Raw genomic sequence first — 26,291 nt, 5'->3', positions numbered from 1 at the left:
TCAATGCGCCTCCAACAAGGATCGATAGACCCGAACGATGGCTTCTGCCTCGCCCTCGATTCGAAAATTCTTCTCGACATGGGCCCGTGCAGCCTGCCCGGCCAGCGCCAGTTTTTCGCGGTCTTCCAACATGTCCTGCAACGCGCCCGCCAGCGCCTTTGCATTGTCTTTCTCGACCAGACGGCCGGTCACACCATCTTTGATCTGCGCGCTGAATGCGCCAACACCGTGACAGGCGATGGCAGGCACACCCGACGCCATCGCCTCGAGCGGGGTCAGGCCGAAGCCTTCGTGCCGTGCCGGGGCCACGAACAGGTCCAGCGCGCGATAGGTTTCCACGATCTCTTCCCACGGACGCTCGCCCAGAAAATGCACCCGGTCCGCCAACCCGGCGGCCTTGAGCTTTTGTTCCTGTTCCTGCTGAAAGCCTTCGAACTCTTTGGTGGTCCGGCCGGTGAAGATAATCTGCGCATCAGGGTGGGACGGCAGAACCTCGATTGCGGCGTCCACCAGAAGGTCCACGCCCTTTTGCGGGCGGATACGGCCAAAACAGCCGATCAGAACGCCATCGGGCAGACCGAGCTTCTGGCGCAGGGCTTTCTTGGATTGTGCGGGATGAAACAGGTCCGTGTTCACTCCGTGCATGATGACAGTTGCTGGGTGTTTCAGAAACGAAGCCGCCTGCGGTGTGGTCGCGATCAGCGCATCCATCTTCGAGATCAGCCACTTGGTAAACCCCGAATGATCGCGCTGCGCGGCCGAAGTGAAGAGCAGACGGAAATTGCGCCGGAACAGATGTTTCAGCACCAGTCCTGCCAGCATCTCGGTGTTGCGCCGGGCATGCCAGACCCGTTGCACCCGGTTCGACAGAAACGGAACCTTCCAAAGCCGGATGTGCGGCAGATCGTCGGGCAGTCCGGGTCCTGTCGCGCGAATTTCGATCAGGTCGCGTTGGATCGGTAAAAGCCGAATGATCGTTGTGGTCACGCCTGACAGGCTGTGTTTCAGGTTGGGCGCGATGACCTCGATTTCCCGCACTGTGATCTCCTGTTCAGGGTTGATTGGCATCAGTCTATGCTGTCGCGGCTGAATAGGTAAATCAGGCAGCCAATCGCAACTGTTATGGCAAAGAACCCGAAAATGGCCGTATAAGGCGCAGCGGGCCCGGCGCCTCCAGTAGCGGCATGAAGCCGCCCGGTGGCAAACTGCGCCACGCCAACGCCGCCAATTCCAAACAGGTTCAGCAGGGTGACGCCCCGGCCGACCAGATGCGGGGGGATGAAGGCACGGCCATGCGCCATGATCACGGGAAATGTGGCGCCGGTAAATCCGATCAGGGCCAGTAGGATGACGGACACCCAGACCGCGTCGGCGACCCAGATACACAACAGGATCAGGGACACAGCGCTGAGCGCGTTGCCGCCGAAGATCACCCATTTGCGTGTGCCAAGAATCCGGTCAAGCGGGCCATAGACAAAGGTTCCCGCAATCATCGCTGCACCCATTACCAGGGTTGCCTGCCCGATTTGCGCGGTGCCCAGGCCAAAGACGTCCTGCAGGTACGGCCCGGCCCACAATCCTCGCAGCGCCCCGGAAGGCGCATAGGCCACCAGCATCAACGGAAGTATCGTCCAGAGCGCTGGTTCCCTGAGCAGATCCAGCAACGATCCTTTCTGTTCTGTTTCGATCTTATGCGGATCGTGGACCGTCAGCCAGATTCCAATCGCCACAAAGCCCGAGATCGCCGCCAGTCCGGCCAGCGTTGCGCGCCAGCCCATCAGTTCGACCGCCAGTGCCGTCGGGTACGAGGCCACCAGGTTACCGACGGAACCGACACCCAGCATGACGGCGGCCAGTGTGGCAAAACGGGCGGGAGGAAACTCGCGCGCGAAGATATAGTACGAGGCCATCAGCACCGGAGAACACCCGATGCCGATCAGGGCCATCGCGATACTGATATGCAACGGCGCAGTTGCCATCGCAAAAACAGCAGCCCCTCCTGCACCGCCAATCAGCAGCAACAAGGAAGCGGTCAGGCGGGGTCCGATCCGGTCAAGCGCCCAGCCGACCGGAATCTGCATCAGGGCGAATATGAAGAACCACAGGCCCGAGGCAAAGGCCAGGTCCTCGGGCGTGGCCCCCAGGTCCCGGCCCAGATCCACGCTGAGCACAGCCAGAAAAGCGCGAAAAAACTGGCTGAGCACATAGGCCAGACACAAAACCACCAATCCTGCCTGCATGATCTGCCCTCAACCTGAATACGGGCCATGCTTGGCATGTCGTGCCATCATGCACAAGCGCGTGTGCTATGCTGAATTTGGCGGACAGACATCACAATCGGGCTATTGTTCAAATCAGGAACCGACACAAGGCACCAACGCTGAGGGGACAATGAAAGACGTTCATTCCGATTTCTATGAATCCCTGCCGCTGTTGAGGGACTTTACCGAACTTGCAAAGCCTTCGCGATTTACACCAGTACCGGATGACTGGGTCGTCGGGGTTGCGGATATCGTCGATTCGACCGGTGAAATCGCGCGGGGCCGGTACAAAACCGTGAATATGGTCGGTGCGGCGGTGATTTCGGGCATGATCAACGCAGTGGGCGGCAAGCTGTTTCCCTATATCTTTGGCGGCGACGGCGCGGGTTTCGCTGTCCCGGCCAGCGCAGCGGATACAGCCCGCGCCACCCTGTCCGCTTTGCAGCGCTGGGCGCATGAAGAGTTTTCGGTTTCCCTGCGCGGCGCCGTGGTGCCGGTTGCGGATATCCGGAATGCGGGCCGGGATGTGCGCGTTGCCCGCTATGCGCCATCGTCGGGCGTGGACTACGCGATGTTCTCGGGCGGTGGGCTGGCCTGGGCCGAGACGCAGATGAAGTCGGGGCAATACACCGTGCCGGATGCGGTACCCGGCGCGCAACCGGATCTGACGGGCTTGTCCTGTCGGTGGTCCAACAGCCCGGCGAAACATGGCCAGATCGTATCGCTGGTTGTGCAACCGACCGCGACTGCGACAGAAATCGATTTTGCCGATCTGGCACAGTCGGTGCTGTCCGTGTCCGAGGCGCTGGATCGCGCGGGCCACCCGGTGCCGGTCAACGGGCCGCCAATCTCGTGGCCGCCGCCGGGTATTGCGATCAATGCGCGTGTCATGCGCGCCGGCGGCAACATTCTTTGGCACACTATGAAGATGTTGGGTGAAAACCTGTTCATCTTTCTGCTGTTTCTGTCCGGCAGGCGACTGGGCAGTTTCGAGCCCCAACATTACAAGGAAATGGTCAGCAAAAATGCGGACTTCCGCAAATTCGACGACGGCCTCAAGATGACGCTGGATTGCGATCAGGCCACGCTGGCACGCATCCGGCAGATGCTGGAACAGGCGCGCCAGCAGGGCAAGATCCGCTATGGCATCCATGCTCAGGACGAGGCGATGATGACCTGTTTTGTGCCCTCTGCCGTTCGCGATGATCACGTGCATTTTGTTGACGGTGCATCCGGCGGTTACGCCCAGGCCGCCGCCGGGATGAGGGCTTAGTCTCTAAGGAGTCAGGCCACGGGCAATGTCCGTTATGACGTCATAGGCCATCATCACGTCCTGTTCCGTGGTTTCGAATTGTCCGGCCTGGAACCGGATGACCAGATCGCCATCCACACGTGTTTGTGTCAGATAAATCCGTCCGTCATCATTGATGGCGTTGACCAGCCGCAAATTCAGATCATCCGGGTCGGCGCAGCCTTCGGGCATGTACCGAAAGGACCAGAGTGACCACATCGGCGCCGTCGTGATCTGAAAATCCGGTTCCGACGCAAGTTTGTCATGCAGCGCTTTGGACCAGTTGACGTGATTTCGCATCCGCTGGCGCAGGCCTTCCAGCCCGTAGGTGCGTATCACGAACCACAGTTTCAGCGCGCGGAAGCGACGCCCCAATGGAACGGACCATTCCGAGTAATTGACGATCCCGTCTTTACCATGTGTTTTCAGGTATTCCGGGCTGATAGCCAGCGTTTGGACCAGATCGTCGGGGTTCTTCAGGAAATGCGCGCAGCAGTCGAACTGTACCCCCAGCCACTTGTGGGGGTTGAAGACGATGCTGTCAGCCTGTTCGATCCCGGGCCAGTAGTGCCGGTATTCGGGGCAGATCATGGCCGACCCGGCCCAGGCTGCATCGACATGGGAATAGAGGTCGTATTTGGCGGCGATTTCTAAGCAACGATCCACAGGATCGGTTGCCCCGACGCCGGTTCCGCCGACGCACAAAATGACGCCCGCAGGCTGCAAACCAGAGTCTAAATCTGCCTGAATGGCCGCTTCCAGCGCGTCGGGATCCATTCCGCGCCAGTCGCCCTTGATGGGAACACGCACCAAGTTGTCTTCGCCAATTCCGGCAACCCAGATGGCCCTGTCGATTGAGGTGTGAACCTCGGATGAACAATAGATGCGCAGGGGTTTCTGCGCGAACAGCCCCTGTTTGTTGCCCTGCCAGGCCAGTGCCTTTTCCCGCATCGTCAACACGGCGGCCAGCGTCGCCGACGAGGCCGAGTCCTGAATCACACCGGCGAATCCGTCCGGCAAATCCAAAGCCTGCCGCAACCAATCCATCATCCGGGTTTCCATCTCGGTCGCGGCAGGCGAGGTTTGCCACAACATGCATTGCGGTGCGATGGCGCTGGCCAGAAACTCACCCAGAACCGACGGGGCCGAGGCGTTCGAATTGAAATAGGCAAAGAACCGGGGGTGCTGCCAATGGGTGATGCCGGGCAATACGATCTGCTCAAAATCCCGGAAGATGTCTTCCATGGGCTGGGCGGTTTCGGGCGGTTCAGACGGTAACGCATTCAAGACCTCACCCGGTTCGCACCGTGCCCGGACGGGCCTGTCGCCAACGGTTTCGTGATAGTTCTGCGTCCAGTCAGCGACTTTTCGGCCCCATTCCGCGAATTCGTTCCACTGCATGCTGTTCCCCGTGTTTCCGCCTGATCCGGGATGTCCCGGGTGTTTGAATTTCCGGGGCAGTGAGAGTTATCCGGAGCGAAAGGTCAATGCGTCTAAGAAACCCGAAGTCTTGAATGTCAGGTCAAAACAGTGTGCATCCCGGTCGCCAACGTCTTGCCAGTGATGGGAAGACACCTAAGATGCCGGCGATGTTTCAAACTGGGGGCTGTCATGCAGGACAAGCTGTTTTCTCTTCCCGAACCTGTTGCGATACCGGTTGTCGGCGAGCAGGCCGAATATCCGGTGGGCCGGATTTTTTGCGTCGGGCGGAACTATGCGGCCCATGCGGCTGAAATGGGAAATACTGTGGACCGCGAGGCGCCGTTCTATTTCACCAAGTCCGCACCCAACGCCATCCTGACCGGGGCGACCGTGCCATATCCGCCGGGTACCGAAAACTATCATCACGAAATGGAGCTGGCGATTGCAATCGGTAAGCCGGTGTTCCGCGTCAGTCGCGAGCAGGCTTTGGGCGCGGTGTTTGCCTATGGCTGCGCGCTGGACATGACCCGCCGCGATCTGCAAATCCGTGAACGGAACAAACAGCGCCCGTGGGATCTGGGCAAGGATCTGGAAAACGGTGCCGTTTTTGCGCCGCTGACCCGGTCGGAGAGCTGGTCGCCGGACAAAGACAAGCGCATTCATCTGAGCGTCAACGGTGAAGTCCGGCAGGATGCGACCCTGGATGAGCTGATCTGGAAAATAGATGAGATCGTCAGCCATCTTTCAAATTACTATCACCTTCGTCCGGGCGATCTGATCATGACAGGCACCCCGGCCGGTGTCGGTGCGGTACAGGCCGGTGATGTGATTGATGGCGGAATTGACGGTCTTGAATCGATCCACCTAACCCTGTCACAGGCTGAATAGAACCTATTTAGGGTCTTTCAGCCAGCCGTCGGCAAGCTCAACACGATCAAGGCCGGCAAACCTGCGCACCCGGTCCAGCTCGGCCTCCAGACGCCGGGTGCGCGCCTCTGACCAGCGCAACTTTCGCTCGGGCCAGACGGATTGTACCCGCAATTCGCCGCTATCCCTGTGGGCCTTCATGTCGATCCGGCCGATCATCCGATCACCTTCGAGCAAGGGGAAGACATAATAGCCGTAGGTTCTTTTGGGCGCGGGCACAAACACCTCGATCCTGTAGTGAAACCCGAACAGGCGTTCGGCGCGGTTTCGATCCCGCAGCATCGGGTCAAACGGGCTGAGCACGCGAATTCTGCCCGGTGGCGCGGGCAGTTCAGGGGCCTCTTCAACCAAACCCGGGCGGGAAAACACTTTCCTCATACGCCCATCCGCGCAGCTGATTTCGATTTCTTCAATCGCACCGTCTTTCTGGGCCGCGGCGCACCAGTCTTTCGCCTCCGCCGCGCTGACCGTATCCCAGAACGCAGCCAGTTCGCCCGATGTTGCAAACCCCAACCTGTCCAGGGCGGCGTTGCACAGCCAGTCCACCGTTCCTTCGGCATCGCATGGTGCATGACCGGGGCACAGATGAGTTTCTATCACCCGTTCGGTCAGGTCGTAGCGTTTCTGAAAGCCGTCCCGGCCAATGACGGTCAGCGCGCCCGAGCGCCACAAGAACTCCAGCGCGGTTTTTGACGGATGCCAGTCCCACCAGCCGCCCGATCCTTTCTTTTCGTCCTTTCCCACGTCGGACGAGGATACCGGACCGTGATCGCGGATGTGCAGCAGGACCGACGCGAACTGTTGTTCAAACCCATCCCGCCGCCAATTCTTCCAGCGGGCCTTCAACAAATCGGCGTCGCGCTGAAAGCGCAGGTGCCAATGCCGGTAAAACTCCATCGGAATGACGGCGGCGTCATGTGTCCAATGTTCGAACAGCGCCCTGTCCCGTTCATACAGGCGCTTCAGATGTGTGCTGCGATAGGTGGGCCTGCGCGAAAACAGGATCATGTCATGGGCGCGGGCCACGGTGTTGATACTGTCCAGCTGAACAAAACCAAGCCGTCGGATCAGGTCCAGAAGATCCGCGCCCTTTGCGCTGCCCGACGGGGTCTCGGACAGCAAGTGACGATCCATGAACACCGCACGCGCTGTCCGGTTGTCCAGTTTCGGCAGTGCCAAGACTCTAACGCCGCTTCAGTGTGTCGCCGTAGCTGATTTTTGGCGTCAGGGTCACGCGGGTTTCAATCTCGGCTTCCGGGTCGGCCAGCTGTGCCGCGATGATCCCCGCGGCCTGACGGCCGATTTCCAGCCGGCAGGCATCCATGGTTGCCAGTTTGCGGGGCAGACCTTGCAGCAATTCGACATTGTTGAACCCCGCCAGCCCGATTTGACCAGGGATGTCTATCCCCTGATCCAGCAGGTACAACAGTCCGCCAGCGCCGATCATATCATTGGAATAATACAGAAAATCCAGTTCCGGCGACCGTTCCAGCATCGCCTGCGTCATCTCGCGCCCCTTGGCCAGTGCTGAGCCGCCGGAATAGAACTCGCGATCCTCGATCTCGATCCCGTGTTTGCCCAGAACTTCGGTAAAGCCTTCGAAACGTTTGCGCGCGCGGTGGTCCAAAGGCATCTTGGTCCCCATGAAGCCGATATGCTGGTATCCGGCCTTCAGAATGGCCTGCGCCATTTCGCGGCCGGCACGGCGGTGCGAAATGCCGACCATCGCATCCACGGGTTTGCCGTCGGTATCCATGATTTCGACCACCGGAATGCCCGCGGAATCCAGCATCGCCCGGGCCGCTTCCGTGTGTTCCAGACCCGCGATGATCACGCCCGAAGGCCGCCACGAGAGCATCTCGTAAAGGACTTTTTCCTCTTTTTCCGGCAAATAATCGGTTACGCCGACCACTGGCTGCAATTCGGTGTCTTCCAGCACCTGATTGATGCCGGTCAGGACCTCGGGGAAGACCATGTTGGACAGTGACGGGATGATGACAGCGACCAGATTAACCCGGCTGGATGCCAGCGCACCCGCAATTTTGTTGGGCACGTATCCCAGCTCTTTCGCGGCGGCCAGAACCCGTGTTCGGGTCGCATCCGATACATCACCCCGATTGCGCAGGACCCTGCTGACCGTCATTTCGGATACCCCCGACGCTTCCGAGACATCGCGAAGGGTAAGCGGGCGTTTTGTTTCTGTGGTCACGAGGCACCTGCACTGTTGTTTTGTCCGATGGTAGCGTGAACACGGCGGCAAATACAACAACTCTGCTTCTGCATCGAGCGCTGGGCCGGTCGGACCTTTTGTGCATCGGAGCGACCCTACATATTTGCGGCGAGTTCAATTTTACACGCGAGTCAACGCCCGCAGTTTCAGGCCTAAAAATCTCAAGTCCGCGAACTGAACCGACGACTATTGAACGCGGAAAGATATCTAGGAAAATACACACACTCGCGGTGGCGCATACCAAACCGCGTAGCAAGCGCGAACATGCAATTTCTGATTTCGCAAATGGCCCATGCAACGCCGCAATCAATTGTTGACCGTGTCTTACATATTCTGGCATGAACGCGCCATGTTCGGTTCCGGGGACATCCTCGGAAGCAATAGGGAATGCAGTGCGGCACATTTCGCCAACTCTGCAACTGCCCCCGCAACTGTAGGCGGCGAGCGCGGCTGATAATGCCACTGGGATATCCCGGGAAGGTTAGTTTAGCGCTTTGACCCGCAAGTCAGGAGACCTGCCGAACATGCGCCCTTGGAAGGGGCGTTCATCATCGGCGACGGGGTGTGCGCCGGATCTGTTTGCCCGACAAGGCAGATGGCTTCGCGTTCCCCATCGTCAAAGCAGAATTGTGCCGGGGAAGGCGCGACGTGAGAAGGACTCGATTTGTGAAAAAACTGCTGGTGGCTGCAACGGCTGCTTTGGCGATGCCTGCATTGGCGCAGGCCCATTTCCTGCTGGAATATACCGACGACACGATGATCGAACGCCCCGGTGACGTTCCGGTCAAACTGGTTTTCTGGCACCCGTTTGAAGCTGGTCACGTGATGACCCTGGAAAGACCGGAAGAATTCTTTGTAATCCACAACGGTGAAAAAACCGATCTGATGGATACGCTGGAAGAAACCACTTTTGAAGGACCGGACAACATCGCCAAAGCGTTCCTGGGTTCAGTGCCGGTGAAACGCTCGGGTGACTATGTGGTGGTTACAGTTCCTGCGCCTTACTACGAAGAATCAGAGGATATCTATATCCAGCAGATCACCAAGGCTTACCTCAACCGAAACGAACTGCCGACCGACTGGGATCAGCCGCAGGGGCTGGCCACCGAGATTCTGCCGCTGAACAAGCCTTACAACATCATCGCCGGGTCAACCTTTACCGGTCGCGTGTTGAGCGAGGGACAGCCCGTCGCCGGCGCAGAAATCGAAATCGAGTACATCGCCGCAGCACCGGACATGACCGGCACCGGCGCGAAGGACGCCACCGTGTCCCCATTGCCGGGCGGCGCGTTGGTCGCGATTTCGGATGACAACGGATATTTCACTTTTGGTGTGCCAAAAGCCGGGTACTGGGGCTTCGCCGCTTTGGGCGTGGGTCCGGAAACCAAGCATGAAGGCAAAGAGCTGAGCCAGGATGCGGTCATCTGGATCCGCGCCTGGGATCTGGAGTAAGCCTGAATGCACATCGTCGACGGAGCCCTTTCAAACCCTGTCGTGATCGGCGGTGCGGTCGCCGCGGCTGGCGGGATCGCATTGGGCCTGAAATCGCTGGATCTGGATCGCATTCCCACGGCGGGCGTGTTGTCGGCCAGCTTTTTTGTCGCCTCGCTGATCCATGTGCCGATTGGCCCGTCGTCTGTGCATTTGATTCTGAACGGTCTGGCCGGGCTTCTGCTCGGCTGGGCCGCCTTTCCGGCCCTTTTTGTCGGCTTGCTGCTGCAAGCCGTGTTCTTCGGTTTTGGCGGATTGACCGTGCTGGGGATCAACACGGTGAATATCGCCCTTCCGGCGGTGTTGACCTGGATGATCTTTGGTCGTCTGATCGCACGTGGCTCACCTGTTCAGGGGGCGATCTGGGGCGGCATCGGCGGCGCGTTTTCGATCGCCGCCACGACGGCTTTTGTCGCGGTCTCGCTGGCGCTGTCCGGCGATGAGTTCCTGCCCGCTGCCAAGCTTGTCTTTTTCGCCCACATTCCCGTCATGGCTATCGAGGCCGTGCTGACAGGTTTTGCCGTTCTTCTGGCCCGCAAGGTCAAACCGGAACTTTTTGTAAAGGTTGCGTCCACATGAAACAGTTGATCCTTGTTTGTACGCTTGCTCTCGCCCCGCTCCCGGCTCTTGCGCATAAGGTTATTGCAGGCGTTTTTCCGGCAGGCGACGCAATCGAAGGCGAGCTGGGGTTTTCCAATGGCGATATGGCCGCAGACCAGGAGGTCATCGTCTATGGCCCCGACGGCTCTGAACTGGGACGCACAGTAACCGATACGGACGGTTTCTTTCTCTACAGCCCGACCAGAGCGGTGACTCATACATTCAAGGCAGATCTGGGTGCAGGGCACGTCGCCGAAGTTGCCATGCCGGCCGACGAAGTGGCCGAAATCATGGGGGTCGAAGCCGAGCTTTCTGAAACAGCCACGCCGGTCGCATCTGCGGATGGCGCGGCAGCGGTGACTGTGGCCTCGCTCTCGGATGAGGAACGCGCCGCCATCGCCAAAGCGGTGCGCGACGAAACCCGCCCACTGCGGCGCGAGATCGCCGCCTACCGCGAGCACAATGATCTGCAGAACATCTTGGGTGGTATTGGCTATATCATTGGTCTGTTCGGCATCGGCTTTTACCTGGCCGCGCGAAAAAAGATGGCCACCTGATGGCACATGCGCTGGAACCACAGGCCAAAACACTGGCCGAGGCAGGCAAAGCCGCCCATTTCGGGATGATCGGAGACTACGATCCCCGTATGCGCATCGTTTTGGCCTGCATCTTTGCCATCGTCACGGTTGCCCTCAACAGCATTCCGGCGCTGATCGGCGCTTTGTTCGTCTCGCTTGGGTTACTGGTGATGTCACGCTTGCCAGTCGGCCGGACCCTCAAGCGTATGGCCATGATGGACAGCTTCATCATCTTCATGCTGGTGTTGCTGCCATTCTCAATGCCCGGTGACGCGATGTTCACGGTTTTTGGCTTTCCGGCCAGTTGGCAGGGCCTTTGGAAAGCTGTCGAGATTGCACTGACGGCCAACGCGGTCATCCTTGCGCTGATGGTTCTGGTCGGAACGATGGAACCTGTGACGCTTGGACACGCTTTGCACAAGCTGCGCTGCCCCGAGGCGCTTGTGCACCTTTTGATGTTCACCATCCGCTACATCGAGGTGTTGCGGGAAGAATACCTGCGCCTGCGCGGCGCGATGAAGATCCGCGGATTTCGCCCCGGCACAAACTGGCACACCTACCGAAGCTTCGGGTATCTGGTCGGCATGATGCTGGTGCGCGCGATCGAACGGTCAGAGCGGATTCTGGCGGCGATGAAATGCCGGGGGTTTTCCGGGCGTCTTTTGTTGCTGCAGGACTTTAACATGACCCGACGCGATCACATGTTCGCCGCGATGCTGTGCACCGTTTGCCTTGGCCTGTTGTTCCTGGATTATCTATGACAATCCTCAAGCTTGAAGACATTTGTTTTGCGTACCCTGGCCAGCCACCAGTGCTGGACGGCGCTTCGCTGCAGCTTGAACCGGGGCAGCGCCTCTCGATTGCGGGCCCGAATGGCGCGGGAAAGTCTACCCTGTTTCGTATTGCCCTTGGCCTGCAAACACCAAGCGCCGGGCGCGTGACCGTCCTGGGAAAGGAAAGGCGCGTCGAGGCGGATTTTCACGAAGTCCGCCGTCAGGTCGGGCTGGTTTTTCAGGATCCTGATGATCAGCTGTTTTGTCCGACTGTGGCGGAAGACATCGCATTTGGTCCTCTCAACCTCGGGCGCAGCAAGTCCGAGGCGCTGGCCATCGTCGACAGAGTGCTTTCCGATCTGGATCTGTTAAACCTGCGTGATCGCATTACGCACAAGCTCTCTGGTGGAGAGAAGCGGCTTGTGACCCTTGCAACCGTTTTGGCGATGGAGCCGGAGGCGCTGCTTTTGGATGAGCCCACCAATGCGCTTGACGCCAAAAATGAAGCGCGACTTCTAGAGATTCTATGTGGCCTGCCGCAGGCAATTCTGCTGGTCAGCCACGCACCATCGTTTCGGGAAGCACTGGCACCAGACACGCTGGAACTGCGAAACGGGCGGATTATCAGCCCAAGTGAATGATCTGTTCGCACGAGGTATGCGAATGTCCGCGACGAAGTGCCGTCGTCAGGGAGCCTGCGCGTGCACGCGGTATGACCCGGGGGTCCGGCTGGTCCACTTTCGAAAGGCGCGGTGAAAATTCGCCGGAGCCGAAAACCCGGTGTCAAAGGCGATCTGTTCAATACTGAGCGTACTTTGCTGAAGCGCGCGGATGGCAATGTCGCGGCGCAGTGCATCCTTGATGTCCTGAAATGAAGTTCCTTCTTCTTTCAAACGCCTGTTCAAGGTCCGCGGCGTCATCTTCAGGGAACGCGCTGCATCGGGAAGCTGGCAGGTTTGCCATGTTGCGCCGTAGAGAAACGCGCGGACGCGAAGGCTGTTTGTATGTGCGCGCGAACCGGTAAAGATCCAGTCCAGCGGCGCGCGTTCAAGGAACACGGACGCCTCAGCCGAACTGCGGGTTACCGGGCGGGTGAACTGGCGCGGGTCGAAAAGGATACTCGTCTGCCGAGCGTCAAACTCGACCGCGCATGGGAAGACGACGGCGTAGTCGGCGGCAAATTCCGGGCGGGCAAAGGCAAAGCGAACGGCTTTTACCGGTGTTTCCGTTCCGCCAAGCCAGGACAAAAGCCCATGCGCCAGTTTCAGGATCAGCATGTGGCCGAAACGCTGCGGGCGGGTGTCGTCCGAATATGGGACCAACGCCAGTTCCACCGCGTCGGATTTGCTGTGCAAGTCCAGGTGGAAGTCATCCAGAAGCAGGTTCCAAAATGTCGAGAAACGATAAAGTGCCGAGGTCAGGCTGCTCGCTTCGCGTTGTACAGTCACCAGATGCTGCAGGGCGCGGGGCCGGATCGGACGGCTCCAGAGGCCCATCATTTCGTCCCCGGTTTCGGGCGCGGCAAGCTGATAAAGCCGGGCGATTTCATTCAGTGTGACGCGTTGAGAAGGTGCCATCGGGTTGGCCTGCAAGCCCGAACGCTCTAACAGCGATGTCATCTCAGCCGGAGTGCAACGGGACTTTAGCGCATCCAGCCAATCCTGGACAAATCCCGCCGATACAGTCGTCAGAGATATCGGGTCATGGCTGGTCATCTGAACCTCAGGTTGGCGTAATCGGATACCATTTTGTCAAGAAATGAGCTTATCGGCAAACCATTGGGCGGGTAGATGACGCGAAACCATAGTCGCCGCAGGGGAGCCTGGCATGTCCTATCAGCCGCCCGTACAGGATTTGATGTTTTGCATCGAACACTTGTCCCACTGGGAAAAGGTGTCCCGGGTGGAAGTGTATTCGGAATACGACCTGACGGATATTGGTGCCGCTCTCGAGGGATATGCCCGGTTCTGCAGCGAACAGATCGCGCCATTGTCACATATCGGGGACACGCTGGGCGCGCAGTTCGACAGTGGCCGCGTGTCGATGCCCGAAGGTGATGCGCAAGCTTACGCGCAGTTCGTCGAAATGGGGTGGCAGGCGCTGACCCATCCGGTGGAATATGGCGGGATGGGATTGCCGCGTGCCGTCGGCGCGGCTGCCGTTGAAATGCTGAATGCCGCTGATATGAGCTTTGGTCTTTGCCCGCTGCTGACCGACGGGGCGATTGAGGCGTTGCTGCTGACCGGTTCGGACGAACAGAAAGCCACCTATCTGGAACCGCTGATCGCAGGGCGCTGGTCCGGCACGATGAACCTGACCGAACCGCAGGCAGGCAGTGATCTGGGCCGCGTGGCGACCAGGGCGGCGCAGCGTGGGGATGGCAGCTACGGCGTCTCTGGCACCAAGATCTTCATCACATATGGCGCGCACGATCTGACCGAGAACATCATTCATCTGGTGCTGGCCCGCACACCTGACGCGCCTGCCGGGCCGAAGGGGCTGAGCCTGTTCATCGTTCCGCAAAAACTGGTGGGGCCGGATGGCACTCCGGGCGTCGAGAACACGGTCAATTGCATAAGCATCGAACACAAACTGGGCGTTCGTGCCAGCCCGACGGCGGTTCTGGAATACAAAGACGCCACCGGTTTCCTGATCGGCGAGGAAAACCGCGGACTGGAATACATGTTCATCATGATGAACGCCGCTCGGTTTTCTGTTGGGGTTCAGGGCATCGCGACCTCTGAACGGGCTTACCAACGCGCTCTGGCTTATGCGCGCGACCGGGTGCAGAGCCGTCCCGTGAATGGTCAGGCCAAAGACGCGGTCGCCATCATCGAACACCCGGACGTACGCCGTATGCTCATGCGGATGCGCGGCCTGACCGAAGGTGGCCGGGCTATGGCGGCCGCAACGGCAGGCCTGCTGGACATCGCGCATCTTCAGGACGATCCGGCAATCGCTGCGCTGGCCGAATTCATGGTCCCGCTGGTCAAAGGCTTCTGCTCGGAACGCGCGGTCGAGGTCGCCTCGCTGGGCGTGCAAATCCACGGCGGCATGGGCTTTATCGAAGAAACAGGAGCCGCGCAGCACTACCGCGACGCCCGCATTCTGCCGATTTACGAAGGCACCACAGCCATTCAGGCCAACGATCTTCTGGGCCGCAAGGTGATGCGCGACGGAGGAGAAACCGCCCGCCGGTTCGCCGCCCGAATAGCCGAGACTGAAGCGCAACTGGCAAAAGGAGATGCCAGCGCGCAGGCAATTGGCGCAAGTCTTGCTCAGGCGCGCGGCGCATTTGAGGCCGCGCTGGATTGGTTGCTGGAAAACAGCCGAAAGGATATCGACGCTGCCTTTGCAAGCTCTGTCCCGTTCCTTATGCTGGCCGGGACACTCGCGGCAGGGTGGAAACTGGCAAAGGGTGCCGTGGCTGCGCAAAGTGCACTGGACGCCGGGCAGGATACACAATTCATGACCCAGAAAATCGCCACTGCCCTGTTTTTTGCCCAGCATATTCTGCCTGAATGTGCAACCGAACACGCCCGCATCCTGCATGGCTCGCGCAGTCTGCTTGACGCGACTTTCCCCGAATAACGCCTGGATAGGATCTGACCCATGAACGACGTCGTGAACCCCGACACATATGAGAACCTTGCGATTTCCGAGCGTGAGAACGGTCTGTACGTCGTGACCCTGAACCGTCCCTCTAAACGCAACGCACTGGATGTGGCCACGATCGAGGAACTGATCCGCTTTTTCAGCGGCGCGCGTATGGCCGGTGTCAGAGCTGTGGTTCTGGCCGGCGAAGGAAACCACTTCTGCGCGGGCCTTGATCTGGTCGAGCATTGGAAGGCCGACCGCAGCCCGGATGACTTCATGCATGTCTGTCTGCGCTGGCATGAAGCGTTCAACAAGATGGAATATGGTGGTGTGCCGATCATCGCCGCGCTGAAGGGCGCGGTAGTGGGCGGAGGACTGGAACTGGCCAGCGCGGCGCATATCCGTGTGATCGACCCCGGCACCTATTTTGCCTTGCCTGAAGGCCAGCGTGGGATTTTTACTGGGGGCGGGGCAACCATCAGGGTTTCGGATATGATCGGCAAATACCGCATGATCGACATGATCCTGACCGGCCGTGTCTATCAGGGGCAAGAGGCCGTCGATCTGGGGTTGGCGCAATACATAACCGAAGAAGGCGGCAGCATGGCCAAGGCGATGGAGCTGGCGGGACAAATTGCGCAGAACCTGCCTTTGACCAATTTTGCAATCTGCTCGGCAATCAGCCACTTGAACAACATGTCCGGCATGGACGCGGCGTATGCAGAAGCTGTGGTGGGCGGAGTGGTCAATACCCAGCCCGCCGCCCGCGAACGGCTGGAAGCCTTCGCAAACAAGACCGCCGCCCGCGTGCGGCCTAACAGCTGATAAAGGCGGTACCGGGATGCGTCACCATTTCGAAGCTCTTCAGAAGACACGGGCCAACCATGTGCCCCTGTCGCCGTTGTCCTTTCTGCACCGCGCCGAAAACCTGCATGGAGCCCGCACGGCGGTAATCTATGGCGACGTCCGGCGAAGCTGGGCTGAGACCACTACCCGCATTCGCGCGGTGGCCGGTGGGTTGGCGGCACTTGGTGTGCAGAAAGGTGATACGGTTTCGGTGCTCAGCCCGAACATCCCAGAGCTGTTCGAGTTGCACTTTGCCGTACCGCTGACAGGCGGAGTGCTCAACACTCTGAATACACGCTTGGAGCCGGAAACCATCGCCTACATCCTGGATCACGCGGACACGAAACTGGTGATCGTGGACCGGGAGCTTGTGCCGCTTCTGTCCAAAGCGTTTGATCTGCTTGGTCGGACCTTGCCAGTTGTCGAGATCGTCGATCCCGCTGCAGCAGGCGAGAGCATTGGTGGCCAGACCTATGAGGCGCTGACCAAATCCGCCCCTGTGCCGATGGACCTGCCCGAAGATGAGTGGGATGCGATAGCGCTGAACTACACCTCTGGCACGTCCGGGCGCCCCAAGGGCGTCGTCTATCACCATCGCGGAGCTTATCTGATGGCGCTCGGCACCGGGACAGCGTGGCAGATGCCGCCCTATCCGGTCTATCTGTCGGTGGTGCCGATGTTCCACTGCAACGGTTGGGGGCACCCCTGGTTGATGGCCATGCTTGGGGCGACATTTGTATTCACACGCGTTCCGGCAGCAGACCGGATTTTGGATGCGATCCGCACCCATGGCGTGACCCATTTTGGTGCGGCGCCCATTGTGTTGCAGATGCTGGCCGAAGCCGAAAGCGGTGCGGCCCCCTTTGATCCCGCGATCCGCGTATTGACGGCCGGAGCGCCGCCGCCGCCGTCGGTTCTGGAAAAGACGCGATCCATGGGATTTGACGTCATGCAGGTCTATGGCCTGACCGAAACCTACGGACATATTTCACAGTGTCTCTGGCAGGATGAGTGGGACGATCTTAGCCCTGCAGAACAAGCCGAGTTACAGGCGCAGCAGGGCATTGCCTTTCCTATGGTCGAAGACGTTTCTGTTATCGACCGCACCGGCGGCACGCCGGTCTCGCGCGATGGGTCCACGCAGGGCGAGATTGCTATCCGGGGCAACACGGTCATGGCGGGGTATTACAAGGATGCCGAGGCCACCGCCAAAGCCTTCGAAGACGGTTGGTTCTGGTCTGGTGACGGTGCGGTCGTGCACGAAAACGGCTATATACAGATACGCGACCGCCTGAAGGACGTGATCATCTCGGGCGGAGAAAACATCTCATCCGTCGAGGTCGAAGCGGTGCTTTATCGTCATGACGCCGTGCAGGCCGCGGCCGTGGTGGCAATGCCGCACGAGAAATGGGGCGAAGTCCCCTGTGCGTTTGTCGAATTGCGTGAAGGCGCCAGGGCAACATCTGACGAGATCATTGCGTTCTGCCGAGATCACCTTGCCGGGTTCAAGGCCCCCAAGGCTGTTGTATTCGAAACCCTTCCCAAAACCTCCACCGGAAAGATCCAGAAGTTCCAGCTTCGGGATCGTATCAAATCAATGGACCTTTGATATGCGTCTGCTGTCCCAATCCCGCCGCCTGCGCCAGACGCCCTTTTCCGAAGGGGTCGAAGACAAGGGCGTCACCGCCTACACCGTCTACAACCGGATGCTGTTGCCCACGGTGTTTGAGAGCGTCGAGGCCGACTACCGGCACCTGAAATCTCATGTGCAAGTCTGGGATGTGTCCTGTGAACGGCAGATCGAGCTGAACGGTCCGGATGCTGGCCGGCTGATGCGTCGGCTGACCCCCCGCAACCTGGAGAAGATGCAGGAAGACCAGTGCTATTACGTGCCGATCGTTGATGAGAACGGCGGCATGTTGAACGACCCGGTAGCGATCAAGCACAGCGATGATCGCTGGTGGATTTCCATTGCGGACAGCGACCTGCTTTTGTGGGTCAAGGGGCTGGCTGTGGGTGCGGGCATGGATGTGCAGGTGTTCGAGCCCGACGTCTCACCCCTGGCCGTTCAGGGGCCAAAGTCGGATGACCTGATGGCGCGGGTCTTTGGAGACGAGGTGCGTGACATCCGCTTTTTCCGCTACAAGCGGCTGGCCTTTCAGGACACGTCCTTTGTGGTGGCGCGGTCCGGGTATTCCAAACAAGGCGGTTACGAGATCTATGTTGAAAATGGTGCCTATGGGATGCCTCTGTGGAACGCCTTGTTCGAGGCGGGCGAAGATCTGAATGTGCGCCCCGGCTGTCCGAACCTGATCGAACGGATCGAAGGCGGCCTGCTGAGCTATGGCAACGACATGACAATGGAGAACTCGCCATTGGAATGCGGATTGGGCAAATTCTGCAATCCGTCAGAGGGTAGCGACCATATCGGCAGGGAAGCGCTATCGCGAGAGGCCGCCGCAGGCCCGGCGCGGCAAATTCGCGCGATTTCCATCCCCGGTGATCCGGTGCCGCCGGCCCGGTCGGCCTGGCCGGTGTACAAAGACGGAAAGCGGGTTGGGCAGGTCACGTCCGCCGCCTGGTCGCCTGATTTCGAAACAAATGTCGCAATTGGCATGGTCGATGCCAGCCACTGGGACGCCGGGACGGTGCTTGAGGTTCAAACTCCAACCGGGGATCGGCGGGCCGAGGTGCAAAAGGCGTTCTGGGGATAGCCAAATCTCTTCCCGACTTTGGCAAGAACAGGCGGATTCAACATTGTGCTTGGGGGGAGCGGCCCTTTGATAGTATGTCAAATTGCCTAAGTGGTTCCGGCGTCAGTTGATGCCGATCCCGATGTCAAAGGCAACCGGTTGTGCGCCCGCGTTCACAACTTCAATGATATGTTCGCCCGACTGCCATAGCTGACCCTGATATGGCTTCTCCGAAGAAATCAAATCCAGCAGCAAAGTGCCGTCGGGATTGAAGATCCTGTAGTCCAGAGCGCCACCATGTGATCCGACGTCCACGTTCAGAAACTGACCGTCGTTTGCCCCCAGAACGTAACGCACCGACGTGCCGGCCTGAAGTGTGGCGCTTAGGGTCGTGCCACTTGTGCCGGCATCAAACTTGACGACCTGATCCCCTGAAACTGTCGGCGCAGTGTCAGAGGCACCATCCAATGCGCCGCCTCCATCATCAGCAGTGTCAGTGTTTTCACCCACGCGTCGTAAATCGGCGACTTCGGGTCCGGACCAAACGATGCACTCATACTCGACACCGGTGCCATCGCGAAGCCGGACCATGATGGCGGCTTCGCTGAATTCCTGGCCAAGGACCTCACCGCCCACATTGCCAAAGCGGGATATCAATTCATCAATGCAAGCGTTCGCCTCATCAGAGATGTCGGAAAATGCGGGCAAGGGGAAAAGCGCAAGCGCCCAAAAGAACTTCTTAAACATCACAATTCCCTTCTGTTTGGCAGACAGGTTGTCCTGGCGCGTTCAAGCGGCGAAGCGTGTCGCACCTGCGAGGCCGCAAAAGCGCTCGCTTCGTCTTTCCTGGGCTGGAAAGCCAAGAGCACGGTTTCATGTGGCTGGACCGAGCCTCGAGGTTGCGACAGTCACGCAAAAGATCAAAGCGCGCCTTCGTCGCTGAGCGATTCAATACCCGCCGTTGCACCATCAGTGTAAGCGATACAATTCCATGGCGCCCGATCCGGACCGACCCCAACTTTTACCAGTGTCCCGGCCTCGCTGAACTCGGACGAAAGCACAACAACTTGCGTGTTGTTGGTTGCGGCGGCCACGTCGCGCAAACAGGCTTGTTGCGCAGGAGTGACTTCGGTGGACCCGCTTGTGCCGCCGGTATCCTCACACGCAGAAAGCGCCAAAGTCGTTGCGCCCAGCAAAGTAAATATGCTGAATCTTGTCATTGAAAATTTCCTTCTGTAGCTCTGCAAAAAGCCCAGGATGCGGGCTCAACAAGTGAAAAAAACTTATTCAAAACTGTCAATGCGTTGATCTTGGCTGAGCAAGGCGCGTACACAAAACATGCAGCTGCGCCCGCATAACAGACGGTCCGCGTACCAAAATCGGGATCAGAAACGGCTCAGAGAAGACCCGGTTTTCGTCACGAGAACCAGGTTTCAGTTTCGCCTGAACTGATCAGGTTTGCGCGTGAACCGACAGTGACGCGCCCCCGAAATCCAGTATTTCTGCCATCGCTGTTATCGCGTTTGTATCGCTCTGCCGAGGAAACCTGATCAGTCCGGACCCGGGATCGAGAGCTTTCGAGAAATCCCGCTCGTAGTCCGAAAATTGCGCCTGCCTTCAAGCTCGAGGCAAAGTTAAATCGCCAGATACTCTTCACGAAGATTGGTGTCTTCAAGCACCTCTTTGGCGGTGCCGTCGAATACGATGGTTCCCGTATCCAGGATAATGGCCCGGTCCGCCAATTCCAAAGCACGAACTGCGTTCTGCTCGACAATGATCGTAGTCATTCCCTGCTGCTTGACGTGGATCAGCGTTTTTTCGATTTCGTCGACGATGACCGGGGCCAAACCTTCATAAGGTTCGTCCAGAAGCAGGACCTTGATGTCTCTGGCCAAGGCTCTGGCGATGGACAACATTTGCTGTTCACCGCCCGACAAGGTTATTCCCTCTTGTTTCCGGCGCTCGCCCAGTCGTGGGAACAACTCGTAAAGCCGGTCCAGTGACCAGCCGATTGGCGGCGCAATCTGCGCAAGCTGCAGGTTTTCCTCGACAGTCAGGCCTGGGATGATTCTTCTGTCTTCAGGCACCAGACCAAGGCCAGCCGCCGCGGCTTCGTAACTTGTCATTTTGTGGAGCGGTTGATGGTCCAGCCAGATTTCGCCATGCCGCACTTCCGGCTCGCCCACTCTGGCAATGGAACGGAGTGTCGAAGTTTTTCCTGCACCGTTGCGCCCGAGCAGGGCAAGAATCTCGCCTTCGTGCACGTTGAAGCTGACGCCCTGCACGATATAGCTTTCTCCGTAGTAGGAGTGCATGTCCCACACCGAGAGAAACGCAGGCGCAGTGCTGGCCAAATTGGCGTTTTTTGAAAAGTCAGGTTTCTCGTTCATAGCTTTTCCTTACGCAGCAGTCTCGCCCAAATAGGCCTCGCGGACCTTGGGATTACCGCGGATGTTTTCCGGAGTGTCTTCAACAAGGGGCGTGCCCTGCGCCAGCACTGTGATGCGCTCGGCCAGGCTAAAAACCACGTGCATATCGTGTTCGATGATGGCGATGGTGATGTCGCGCTCGTCCTTGATTTGCTTCAGCAGATCAATCGTGTTGTTGGTATCGGCCCGCGCCATGCCCGCCGTCGGTTCGTCCAAGAGCAACAGTCGGGGATTCTGGCTAAGGCACATGCCGATCTCCAACCGCCGTTTGTCGCCACGCGACAGTGCGGCAGCGTGCATCTCGCGCTTGTCGGCCATGTTCATCTCTTCCAGCATCGCCTCGGCCTGTTCGACTATGGCCTTTTCGTTGGCAATGGTCTCATAGGCGTGCATCCGGAACGCGCCGTCCCGCATTGCAAAGATCGGGATCAGCATGTTTTCCATCACCGTCAGTTCGCCGAAAATCTCCGGCGTCTGAAACACGCGGCTGATGCCCATCTGGTTGATCTGGAAGGGTTCAAGCCCCAGCACCGAGTTATTGTCGAACAGCACCGAACCAGTGTCCGGCATCAGTTTGCCCACCAGACAGTTCAGCAGGGTCGACTTGCCCGCCCCGTTGGGTCCGATGATTGCGTGAACCGTGTTCTCCTCGACATTGAGGTTCACATCCGTCAGCGCCTTGAGGCCACCGAAGCGTTTGCTGACATCTTTGACTCTTAGAATTGCCATGGTCCGCCCCTTACTCCGCCGGTTCCGTTTTGCCCGACGGCGCATCGTCGGTACCCGATTTCTTGCGCTTCAAGCGGTTCAGCAATCGTTGACCGCCTTCGACAAGGCCACCCGGCAGGTAGATCACCACCAGCATAAACAGGATGCCCAGCGTCAGGTGCCAGCCTTTGCCGATGAACGGGTGGATCAGGAACACCACCGCGTCCTCCAGCCCGTCGGGAAGGAAGGCGAACCAGCTATGCAGGACGTTGTCGTTGATCTTCGAGAAGATGTTCTCGAAATACTTGATGAATCCAGCGCCCAGAACCGGACCAATCAAGGTGCCGGTGCCGCCAAGAATGGTCATCAGAACAACCTCGCCCGAGGCGGTCCATTGCATCCGCTCGGCCCCTGCCAGCGGGTCCATTGCCGCCATCAGACCGCCGGCCAGGCCGGCATACATACCCGAAATGACAAAGGCCGCCAGGGTGTAGGGTTTGGAGTTCAGGCCGGTATAGTTCATCCGCTGCTGGTTCGATTTCACCGCGCGCAGCATCATTCCAAAAGGTGAGCGGAAAATGCGGATCGAAAGATAGAACACAACCATCATGACTATCGCGCAAAGGTAATAACCCGCGTTGAAGTCAAAGCTCCACGCTCCGACATCCATCGTGTAGGTCGCGCGCATCGGCAGGCCGAACAGGTGTGGCAGATCCGGCGAATTGGCCCCCTGCAGAATTTGGGGATCGTCGGCATAGACCTGCAGACCGGTTTCCCCGTTTGTCAGGTTGAATTTGGGGTTCGACAGCACCGAATAGGCCAGCGCAAAACTCATCTGTGCAAAGGCCAGCGTCAGGATCGAGAAATAGATGCCGGACCGGCGCAAGCTGACAAACCCGATCAGCAGCGAGAATAGCCCTGCCACCACAACGCTGAGCGCGATAGCCGGGATGATGTTGTAACTCAGCAGCTTGAACATCCACACGGCCGAATACGACCCCACGCCCAAAAAGGCCGCGTGACCGAAGGACAGGTATCCGGTCAGACCGAACAGGATGTTGAACCCGATGGCAAAGATGCCAAAGATAACAAAGCGCTGCATCAGGTCCGGATAGCCCGCGTTGAACTGCGCCATGGCGCTGCCTTCCGGGAACGGGTTCAGGATGAAGGGGGCCAGCAGGGTAAGAAGGCCGACGATGATCAGAAGGCTGGTGTCTTTCTTGTTCAGTCCCAACATCGATTATTCCTCCATCACGCCTTTGCGTCCCATCAACCCGCGCGGGCGTGTCAGCAGCACGATAATGGCAACAAGGTAGATGATGATTTGGTTGATTCCGGGGATTGTTGTGGTGGCCCAGGTCGTTGAGGCAAAGCTTTCAAGAATGCCCAGCAGAAAGCCAGCCAGCACCGCTCCGGGCAGCGAACCCATGCCGCCGACAACAACCACAACAAAGCTGAGGACCAGAAAGTCCATCCCCATGTGATAATTTGGCGGGTTGAGCGGCCCGTACATTACACCGGCCAGGCCAGCCACAGCGGCCGCGATGCCGAACATGATGGTAAAGCGGCGGTCGATATTGATACCCAGCAAGCCCACCGTCTCGCGGTCGGCCATTCCGGCGCGGACAACCATGCCAAAGGTCGTGAACTGCAGGAACGAGAAGACGGCACCGATGATGGCGACGGCAAATCCGAAGTAAACCAGGCGCCAGATCGGATAAATGATCGCGTTGGGATCGAAGCCGATCATTGTGCCAAGGTCGACAGAGCCGCTGAGTGCGTCGGGCGGCGGCGTCTGGATCGGGTTGGCGCCGAAGAAATACTTCACGATTTCCTGCAACACGATCGCCAAACCAAAGGTGACAAGGATCTGGTCCGCGTGGGGGCGCTTGTAGAAATGCTTGATCAGCCCGCGCTCCATCACATAGCCGACGAACAGCATGATCGGGATCGCGAACAGGATGGCCAGCGGAACAGACCAGTCGATGATCGTCGCGCCGAACTCGGGACCAAACCAGGCCTCGACATAGGGTGTTTCGACCTTCAGCGGGTTGCCCAGAAAGTCGGTTTGGGTTTCGTCGATGGTCACGAAGCTCAGGTTCATGAGCTTTTGCAGGGTTACGGCACAGAACGCACCGATCATGAACAGAGCCCCGTGGGCAAAGTTCACAACGCCCAGCGTTCCGAAAATAAGGGTCAGTCCCAAGGCAATCAGTGCATAGGCCGAGCCTTTGTCCAGACCGTTCAGGATTTGCAGTAGGATGGCGTCCATTGGCCCACCTCAGGCTTGGTCAGTGTGGAGTGTGGAGCGACAGGATCAGCCCTGCCGCGAATGTCTGGCCGCCGATGGGGCGGCCAGACTCAGACACAGGGACTTACGCGCCCGGGTTGCATTCTCCCAGCGCGCCACCGGCGAACATCGGATGCTCCGGATCGTACTCGACCTGCGCACGCGGCGTGATCTCGACGATTTCCAGCGTGTCGTAGGCGTTGGTCGGGTTCTCGTTGCCGCGAACGACCAGCACGTCCTTGAAGCACTGGTGGTCTGCACCGCGATACCAGGTTGGACCGTTGCCCAGACCGTCGAACTCGAAGTCTTCCAGAGCTTCAACAACACCGCACGGATTGAAGGTACCCGCACGCTCGCAGGCATCTGCATAGAGCAGAACCTGCGCATAGCAAGTCTGTGCCGAGTTGGACGGCGGTTTGCCGTACTTTTCGCCAAAGGACTTCACGAAGGCCTTGGTGCCTTCATCCTGCAGCTGCCAGTTCCAGTTCATCGAACCCAGCACGCCTTTGATGTTCTCGCCCGCACCGGCGGCCATCAGTTCCGAGTACAGCGGCACGACGATCTTGAAGTCCTTGCCGTTGGCCACCTTGTCCAGCAAGCCGAACTGGATCGCATTGGTGAGCGAGTTCACCATGTTGCCGCCGTAGTGGTTCAGGACCAGAACGTCTGCGCCCGAGTTCAGAACCGGCGTGATGTAGGACGAGAAGTCCGTTGACGCGAGTGGTGTCTTGACCGTGTTGACCGTTTCCCATCCCAAGGCTTCGGTCGATGCGACGATCGACTCTTCCTGGGTCCAGCCCCAGTTGTAGTCGGCCGTCAGGTGGTAGGCGCGGCGTTCCTTGCCCATTTCCGCTGCCAGCACGGGTGCAAGTGCTGCGCCCGACATGTATGCGTTGAAGAAATGGCGGAAACCGTTGGCTTTCTTGTCCTTGCCTGTCGTGTCGTTGGCGTGGGTCAGACCCGCCATGAAAATCACGCCTGCCTCCTGGCACAGACCCTGAACGGCAACGGCCACGCCCGAGGACGAACCACCGTTAATCATGATCGCGCCGTCTTTTTCGATCATCGACTTTGCCGATGCGCGTGCGGCGTCTGACTTGGTCTGCGTGTCGCCGGTGACGAACTCGACCTTCTTGCCCAGGATGCCGTTCCCTTTCAGTGCCTTGGACGTAAAGGTGTTCAGGCAGCCGCCATCACCCTCACCGTTCAGATGCTCGACCGCAAGCTGTTGCGCCAGCAGTTCGTCATTGCCTTCCTCGGCATAAGGCCCGGTTTGTGGGACATTGAAGCCCAAAGTGACGGATGACCCCGTCGGTTCGTTGGTAAAAGCAGCAGCCGACGAAGCCGTGAAGATCGTAGGCAGGGCCAGACCGGTACCTGCAACGGCACCAGACTTCAGCACGCCGCGGCGTGTGACAGATTTGTTGGTCATTAATTCCTCCCATTTCCCTTTCTTTCGCCGTCTGGCTCCTCTTCCAGCAGACGAAAGCGCACTTATGTGCATTTCAATAATGGAAAGCGGGTGGAAAATTTCACAATAAATAACTGGATTTGAAACAAAATTTTGTAAACAAATTTACGAATAATTGGCGATCTTGAAAAATTTCAGAAGCGCACTGTCACAGTAACTATGAACTTCAGATGTTTAGATGTGAATTCCCGCAGTGACAGCCGTCTGACGCGGACTCTTACAAATTCAGAGAGCCATTACTGAGGGAAAATGCCAATTGAACTGATGTCATCATGGCTGAATTCTGAGAGAGGTGCTGGCACACCCCCGCCGGATGATGACAAAAACTTGGGGTCAATCGAAGAAGATCGGTATCACACAGCATTCAAATTCGCGGCGGATTATATGGTTCGGATGCCGTTCAAATCGAAAGGAAAGCTGGGCACTACGAGTTCGGTGTTTGGGAAACAGCGCTTGATCAAGACCAAAGGCGTGAACTTTCGGAAGCTGACTTTCACGACACGGAGCGCCCGGGTTTCAACTTCACCTCAGCCATCTGCGTGCTGGCATGATTTTGAAAAAGTGGTGAGCCGTGCAGGATTCGAACCTGCGACCCACTGATTAAAAGTCAGAGGTACATGGTTGTCGAATTGAAGTCGCTCGTAATCTCACCTTGTCGCACATCATCTCAGAGTAACTAAAAAA

The 26,291-nt window shown here is 58.5% G+C and carries 25 protein-coding genes and 1 riboswitch; of the genes, 12 read left to right on the top strand and 13 right to left on the bottom strand.

Annotated features, from left to right (window positions below):
• On the bottom strand, nt 1-1,068 hold the full coding sequence (locus tag ACR0J2_RS17470; RefSeq protein ID WP_480813395.1) for a glycosyltransferase family 4 protein: 1,068 nt from the start codon (nt 1,066-1,068) through the stop codon (nt 1-3).
• On the bottom strand, nt 1,068-2,240 hold the full coding sequence (locus ACR0J2_RS17465; RefSeq protein WP_170680250.1) for an MFS transporter: 1,173 nt from the start codon (nt 2,238-2,240) through the stop codon (nt 1,068-1,070). The genes ACR0J2_RS17470 and ACR0J2_RS17465 overlap by 1 nt, the downstream gene beginning before the upstream one ends.
• A gap of 151 nt (nt 2,241-2,391) precedes the next feature.
• Between ACR0J2_RS17465 and ACR0J2_RS17460 the strand changes: the two genes are divergently transcribed.
• The gene (locus ACR0J2_RS17460) at nt 2,392-3,534 is read left to right on the top strand and encodes a DUF3095 domain-containing protein (RefSeq protein WP_480714331.1); all 1,143 of its coding nucleotides are present in this window, start codon (nt 2,392-2,394) and stop codon (nt 3,532-3,534) included.
• Nucleotides 3,535-3,537: 3 nt separating this feature from the next.
• On the opposite strand, the gene ACR0J2_RS17455 is transcribed toward ACR0J2_RS17460, so the two are convergent.
• Nucleotides 3,538-4,953 carry a pyridoxal phosphate-dependent decarboxylase family protein gene (locus tag ACR0J2_RS17455; protein ID WP_480813394.1) on the bottom strand — a complete coding sequence of 472 codons (1,416 nt, stop codon included), beginning with the start codon at nt 4,951-4,953 and terminating at the stop codon, nt 3,538-3,540.
• Between the two features lie 210 nt (nt 4,954-5,163).
• Here ACR0J2_RS17455 and ACR0J2_RS17450 point away from each other — a divergent pair, with 210 nt between their 5' ends.
• Nucleotides 5,164-5,862 (top strand): fumarylacetoacetate hydrolase family protein, encoded by a 699-nt coding sequence (locus tag ACR0J2_RS17450; RefSeq protein WP_480813393.1) that lies wholly within the window; start codon nt 5,164-5,166, stop codon nt 5,860-5,862.
• 3 nt (nt 5,863-5,865) lie between these two features.
• On the opposite strand, the gene ACR0J2_RS17445 is transcribed toward ACR0J2_RS17450, so the two are convergent.
• Nucleotides 5,866-7,080 (bottom strand): winged helix-turn-helix domain-containing protein, encoded by a 1,215-nt coding sequence (locus tag ACR0J2_RS17445; protein WP_480813392.1) that lies wholly within the window; start codon nt 7,078-7,080, stop codon nt 5,866-5,868.
• Between the two features lie 4 nt (nt 7,081-7,084).
• A complete protein-coding gene (locus ACR0J2_RS17440; RefSeq protein ID WP_170612609.1) occupies nt 7,085-8,110 on the bottom strand; it encodes a LacI family DNA-binding transcriptional regulator in 1,026 nt (341 codons plus the stop codon).
• Between the two features lie 358 nt (nt 8,111-8,468).
• Nucleotides 8,469-8,668, top strand: a riboswitch (cobalamin riboswitch).
• Between the two features lie 129 nt (nt 8,669-8,797).
• Between ACR0J2_RS17440 and ACR0J2_RS17435 the strand changes: the two genes are divergently transcribed.
• From ACR0J2_RS17435 to ACR0J2_RS17415, 5 genes are read left to right on the top strand one after another with little or no spacing between them, the layout of a single operon-like run.
• The gene (locus ACR0J2_RS17435; RefSeq protein ID WP_480813391.1) at nt 8,798-9,583 is read left to right on the top strand and encodes a DUF4198 domain-containing protein; all 786 of its coding nucleotides are present in this window, start codon (nt 8,798-8,800) and stop codon (nt 9,581-9,583) included.
• 6 nt (nt 9,584-9,589) lie between these two features.
• Nucleotides 9,590-10,201, top strand: coding sequence for a cobalt transporter CbiM (gene cbiM, locus ACR0J2_RS17430; protein WP_480523145.1), 612 nt, complete (start codon nt 9,590-9,592; stop codon nt 10,199-10,201).
• The gene (locus ACR0J2_RS17425) at nt 10,198-10,779 is read left to right on the top strand and encodes a cobalt ABC transporter permease (RefSeq protein WP_321249970.1); all 582 of its coding nucleotides are present in this window, start codon (nt 10,198-10,200) and stop codon (nt 10,777-10,779) included. The genes cbiM and ACR0J2_RS17425 overlap by 4 nt, the downstream gene beginning before the upstream one ends.
• The gene (gene cbiQ, locus ACR0J2_RS17420) at nt 10,779-11,561 is read left to right on the top strand and encodes a cobalt ECF transporter T component CbiQ (RefSeq protein ID WP_480813390.1); all 783 of its coding nucleotides are present in this window, start codon (nt 10,779-10,781) and stop codon (nt 11,559-11,561) included. The genes ACR0J2_RS17425 and cbiQ overlap by 1 nt, the downstream gene beginning before the upstream one ends.
• Complete coding sequence (locus ACR0J2_RS17415; protein WP_480813389.1) at nt 11,558-12,214, top strand: energy-coupling factor ABC transporter ATP-binding protein; 657 nt, start codon at nt 11,558-11,560, stop codon at nt 12,212-12,214. The genes cbiQ and ACR0J2_RS17415 overlap by 4 nt, the downstream gene beginning before the upstream one ends.
• A gap of 45 nt (nt 12,215-12,259) precedes the next feature.
• On the opposite strand, the gene ACR0J2_RS17410 is transcribed toward ACR0J2_RS17415, so the two are convergent.
• Nucleotides 12,260-13,288, bottom strand: a complete 1,029-nt coding sequence (locus ACR0J2_RS17410; RefSeq protein WP_480813388.1) for an AraC family transcriptional regulator — start codon at nt 13,286-13,288, stop codon at nt 12,260-12,262.
• A 112-nt stretch (nt 13,289-13,400) separates the two neighbouring features.
• On the opposite strand from ACR0J2_RS17410, the gene ACR0J2_RS17405 reads away from it, so the two are divergent.
• From ACR0J2_RS17405 to ACR0J2_RS17390, 4 genes are read left to right on the top strand one after another with little or no spacing between them, the layout of a single operon-like run.
• The gene (locus ACR0J2_RS17405) at nt 13,401-15,164 is read left to right on the top strand and encodes an acyl-CoA dehydrogenase family protein (RefSeq protein ID WP_480813387.1); all 1,764 of its coding nucleotides are present in this window, start codon (nt 13,401-13,403) and stop codon (nt 15,162-15,164) included.
• A 21-nt stretch (nt 15,165-15,185) separates the two neighbouring features.
• Nucleotides 15,186-15,995: a methylthioacryloyl-CoA hydratase gene (gene dmdD / locus ACR0J2_RS17400; RefSeq protein WP_170612592.1), complete on the top strand. Its 810-nt coding sequence runs from the start codon at nt 15,186-15,188 to the stop codon at nt 15,993-15,995.
• Between the two features lie 16 nt (nt 15,996-16,011).
• Nucleotides 16,012-17,625 carry an AMP-binding protein gene (locus tag ACR0J2_RS17395; RefSeq protein ID WP_480813386.1) on the top strand — a complete coding sequence of 538 codons (1,614 nt, stop codon included), beginning with the start codon at nt 16,012-16,014 and terminating at the stop codon, nt 17,623-17,625.
• Between the two features lies 1 nt (nt 17,626).
• On the top strand, nt 17,627-18,730 hold the full coding sequence (locus tag ACR0J2_RS17390) for a dimethylsulfoniopropionate demethylase (protein ID WP_480813385.1): 1,104 nt from the start codon (nt 17,627-17,629) through the stop codon (nt 18,728-18,730).
• 102 nt (nt 18,731-18,832) lie between these two features.
• Here the strand turns inward: ACR0J2_RS17390 and ACR0J2_RS17385 are convergent, their stop codons facing one another.
• The 7 genes from ACR0J2_RS17385 to ACR0J2_RS17355 all read right to left on the bottom strand — a co-directional run bounded on the left by ACR0J2_RS17385 (nt 18,833) and on the right by ACR0J2_RS17355 (nt 25,568).
• The gene (locus ACR0J2_RS17385) at nt 18,833-19,456 is read right to left on the bottom strand and encodes a hypothetical protein (RefSeq protein WP_480813384.1); all 624 of its coding nucleotides are present in this window, start codon (nt 19,454-19,456) and stop codon (nt 18,833-18,835) included.
• A 173-nt stretch (nt 19,457-19,629) separates the two neighbouring features.
• Entirely contained in the window at nt 19,630-19,929 is a 300-nt protein-coding gene (locus ACR0J2_RS17380; RefSeq protein WP_480813383.1) for a hypothetical protein, read from the bottom strand.
• A gap of 414 nt (nt 19,930-20,343) precedes the next feature.
• Nucleotides 20,344-21,099 (bottom strand): ABC transporter ATP-binding protein, encoded by a 756-nt coding sequence (locus ACR0J2_RS17375; protein WP_170680279.1) that lies wholly within the window; start codon nt 21,097-21,099, stop codon nt 20,344-20,346.
• 9 nt (nt 21,100-21,108) lie between these two features.
• A complete protein-coding gene (locus tag ACR0J2_RS17370; RefSeq protein WP_480813382.1) occupies nt 21,109-21,867 on the bottom strand; it encodes an ABC transporter ATP-binding protein in 759 nt (252 codons plus the stop codon).
• Nucleotides 21,868-21,877: 10 nt separating this feature from the next.
• The gene (locus ACR0J2_RS17365; RefSeq protein WP_170680281.1) at nt 21,878-23,083 is read right to left on the bottom strand and encodes a branched-chain amino acid ABC transporter permease; all 1,206 of its coding nucleotides are present in this window, start codon (nt 23,081-23,083) and stop codon (nt 21,878-21,880) included.
• A gap of 3 nt (nt 23,084-23,086) precedes the next feature.
• Nucleotides 23,087-24,118 carry a branched-chain amino acid ABC transporter permease gene (locus tag ACR0J2_RS17360; RefSeq protein WP_170680283.1) on the bottom strand — a complete coding sequence of 344 codons (1,032 nt, stop codon included), beginning with the start codon at nt 24,116-24,118 and terminating at the stop codon, nt 23,087-23,089.
• 103 nt (nt 24,119-24,221) lie between these two features.
• Complete coding sequence (locus tag ACR0J2_RS17355) at nt 24,222-25,568, bottom strand: substrate-binding protein (RefSeq protein ID WP_170612573.1); 1,347 nt, start codon at nt 25,566-25,568, stop codon at nt 24,222-24,224.
• 288 nt (nt 25,569-25,856) lie between these two features.
• On the opposite strand from ACR0J2_RS17355, the gene ACR0J2_RS17350 reads away from it, so the two are divergent.
• On the top strand, nt 25,857-26,207 hold the full coding sequence (locus ACR0J2_RS17350) for a hypothetical protein (RefSeq protein WP_480813381.1): 351 nt from the start codon (nt 25,857-25,859) through the stop codon (nt 26,205-26,207).
• Nucleotides 26,208-26,291 lie beyond the last annotated feature (84 nt).

The organism is Ruegeria sp. CG4 (assembly GCF_056537185.1).
This window is presented reverse-complemented; position numbering and strand designations above follow the sequence as displayed.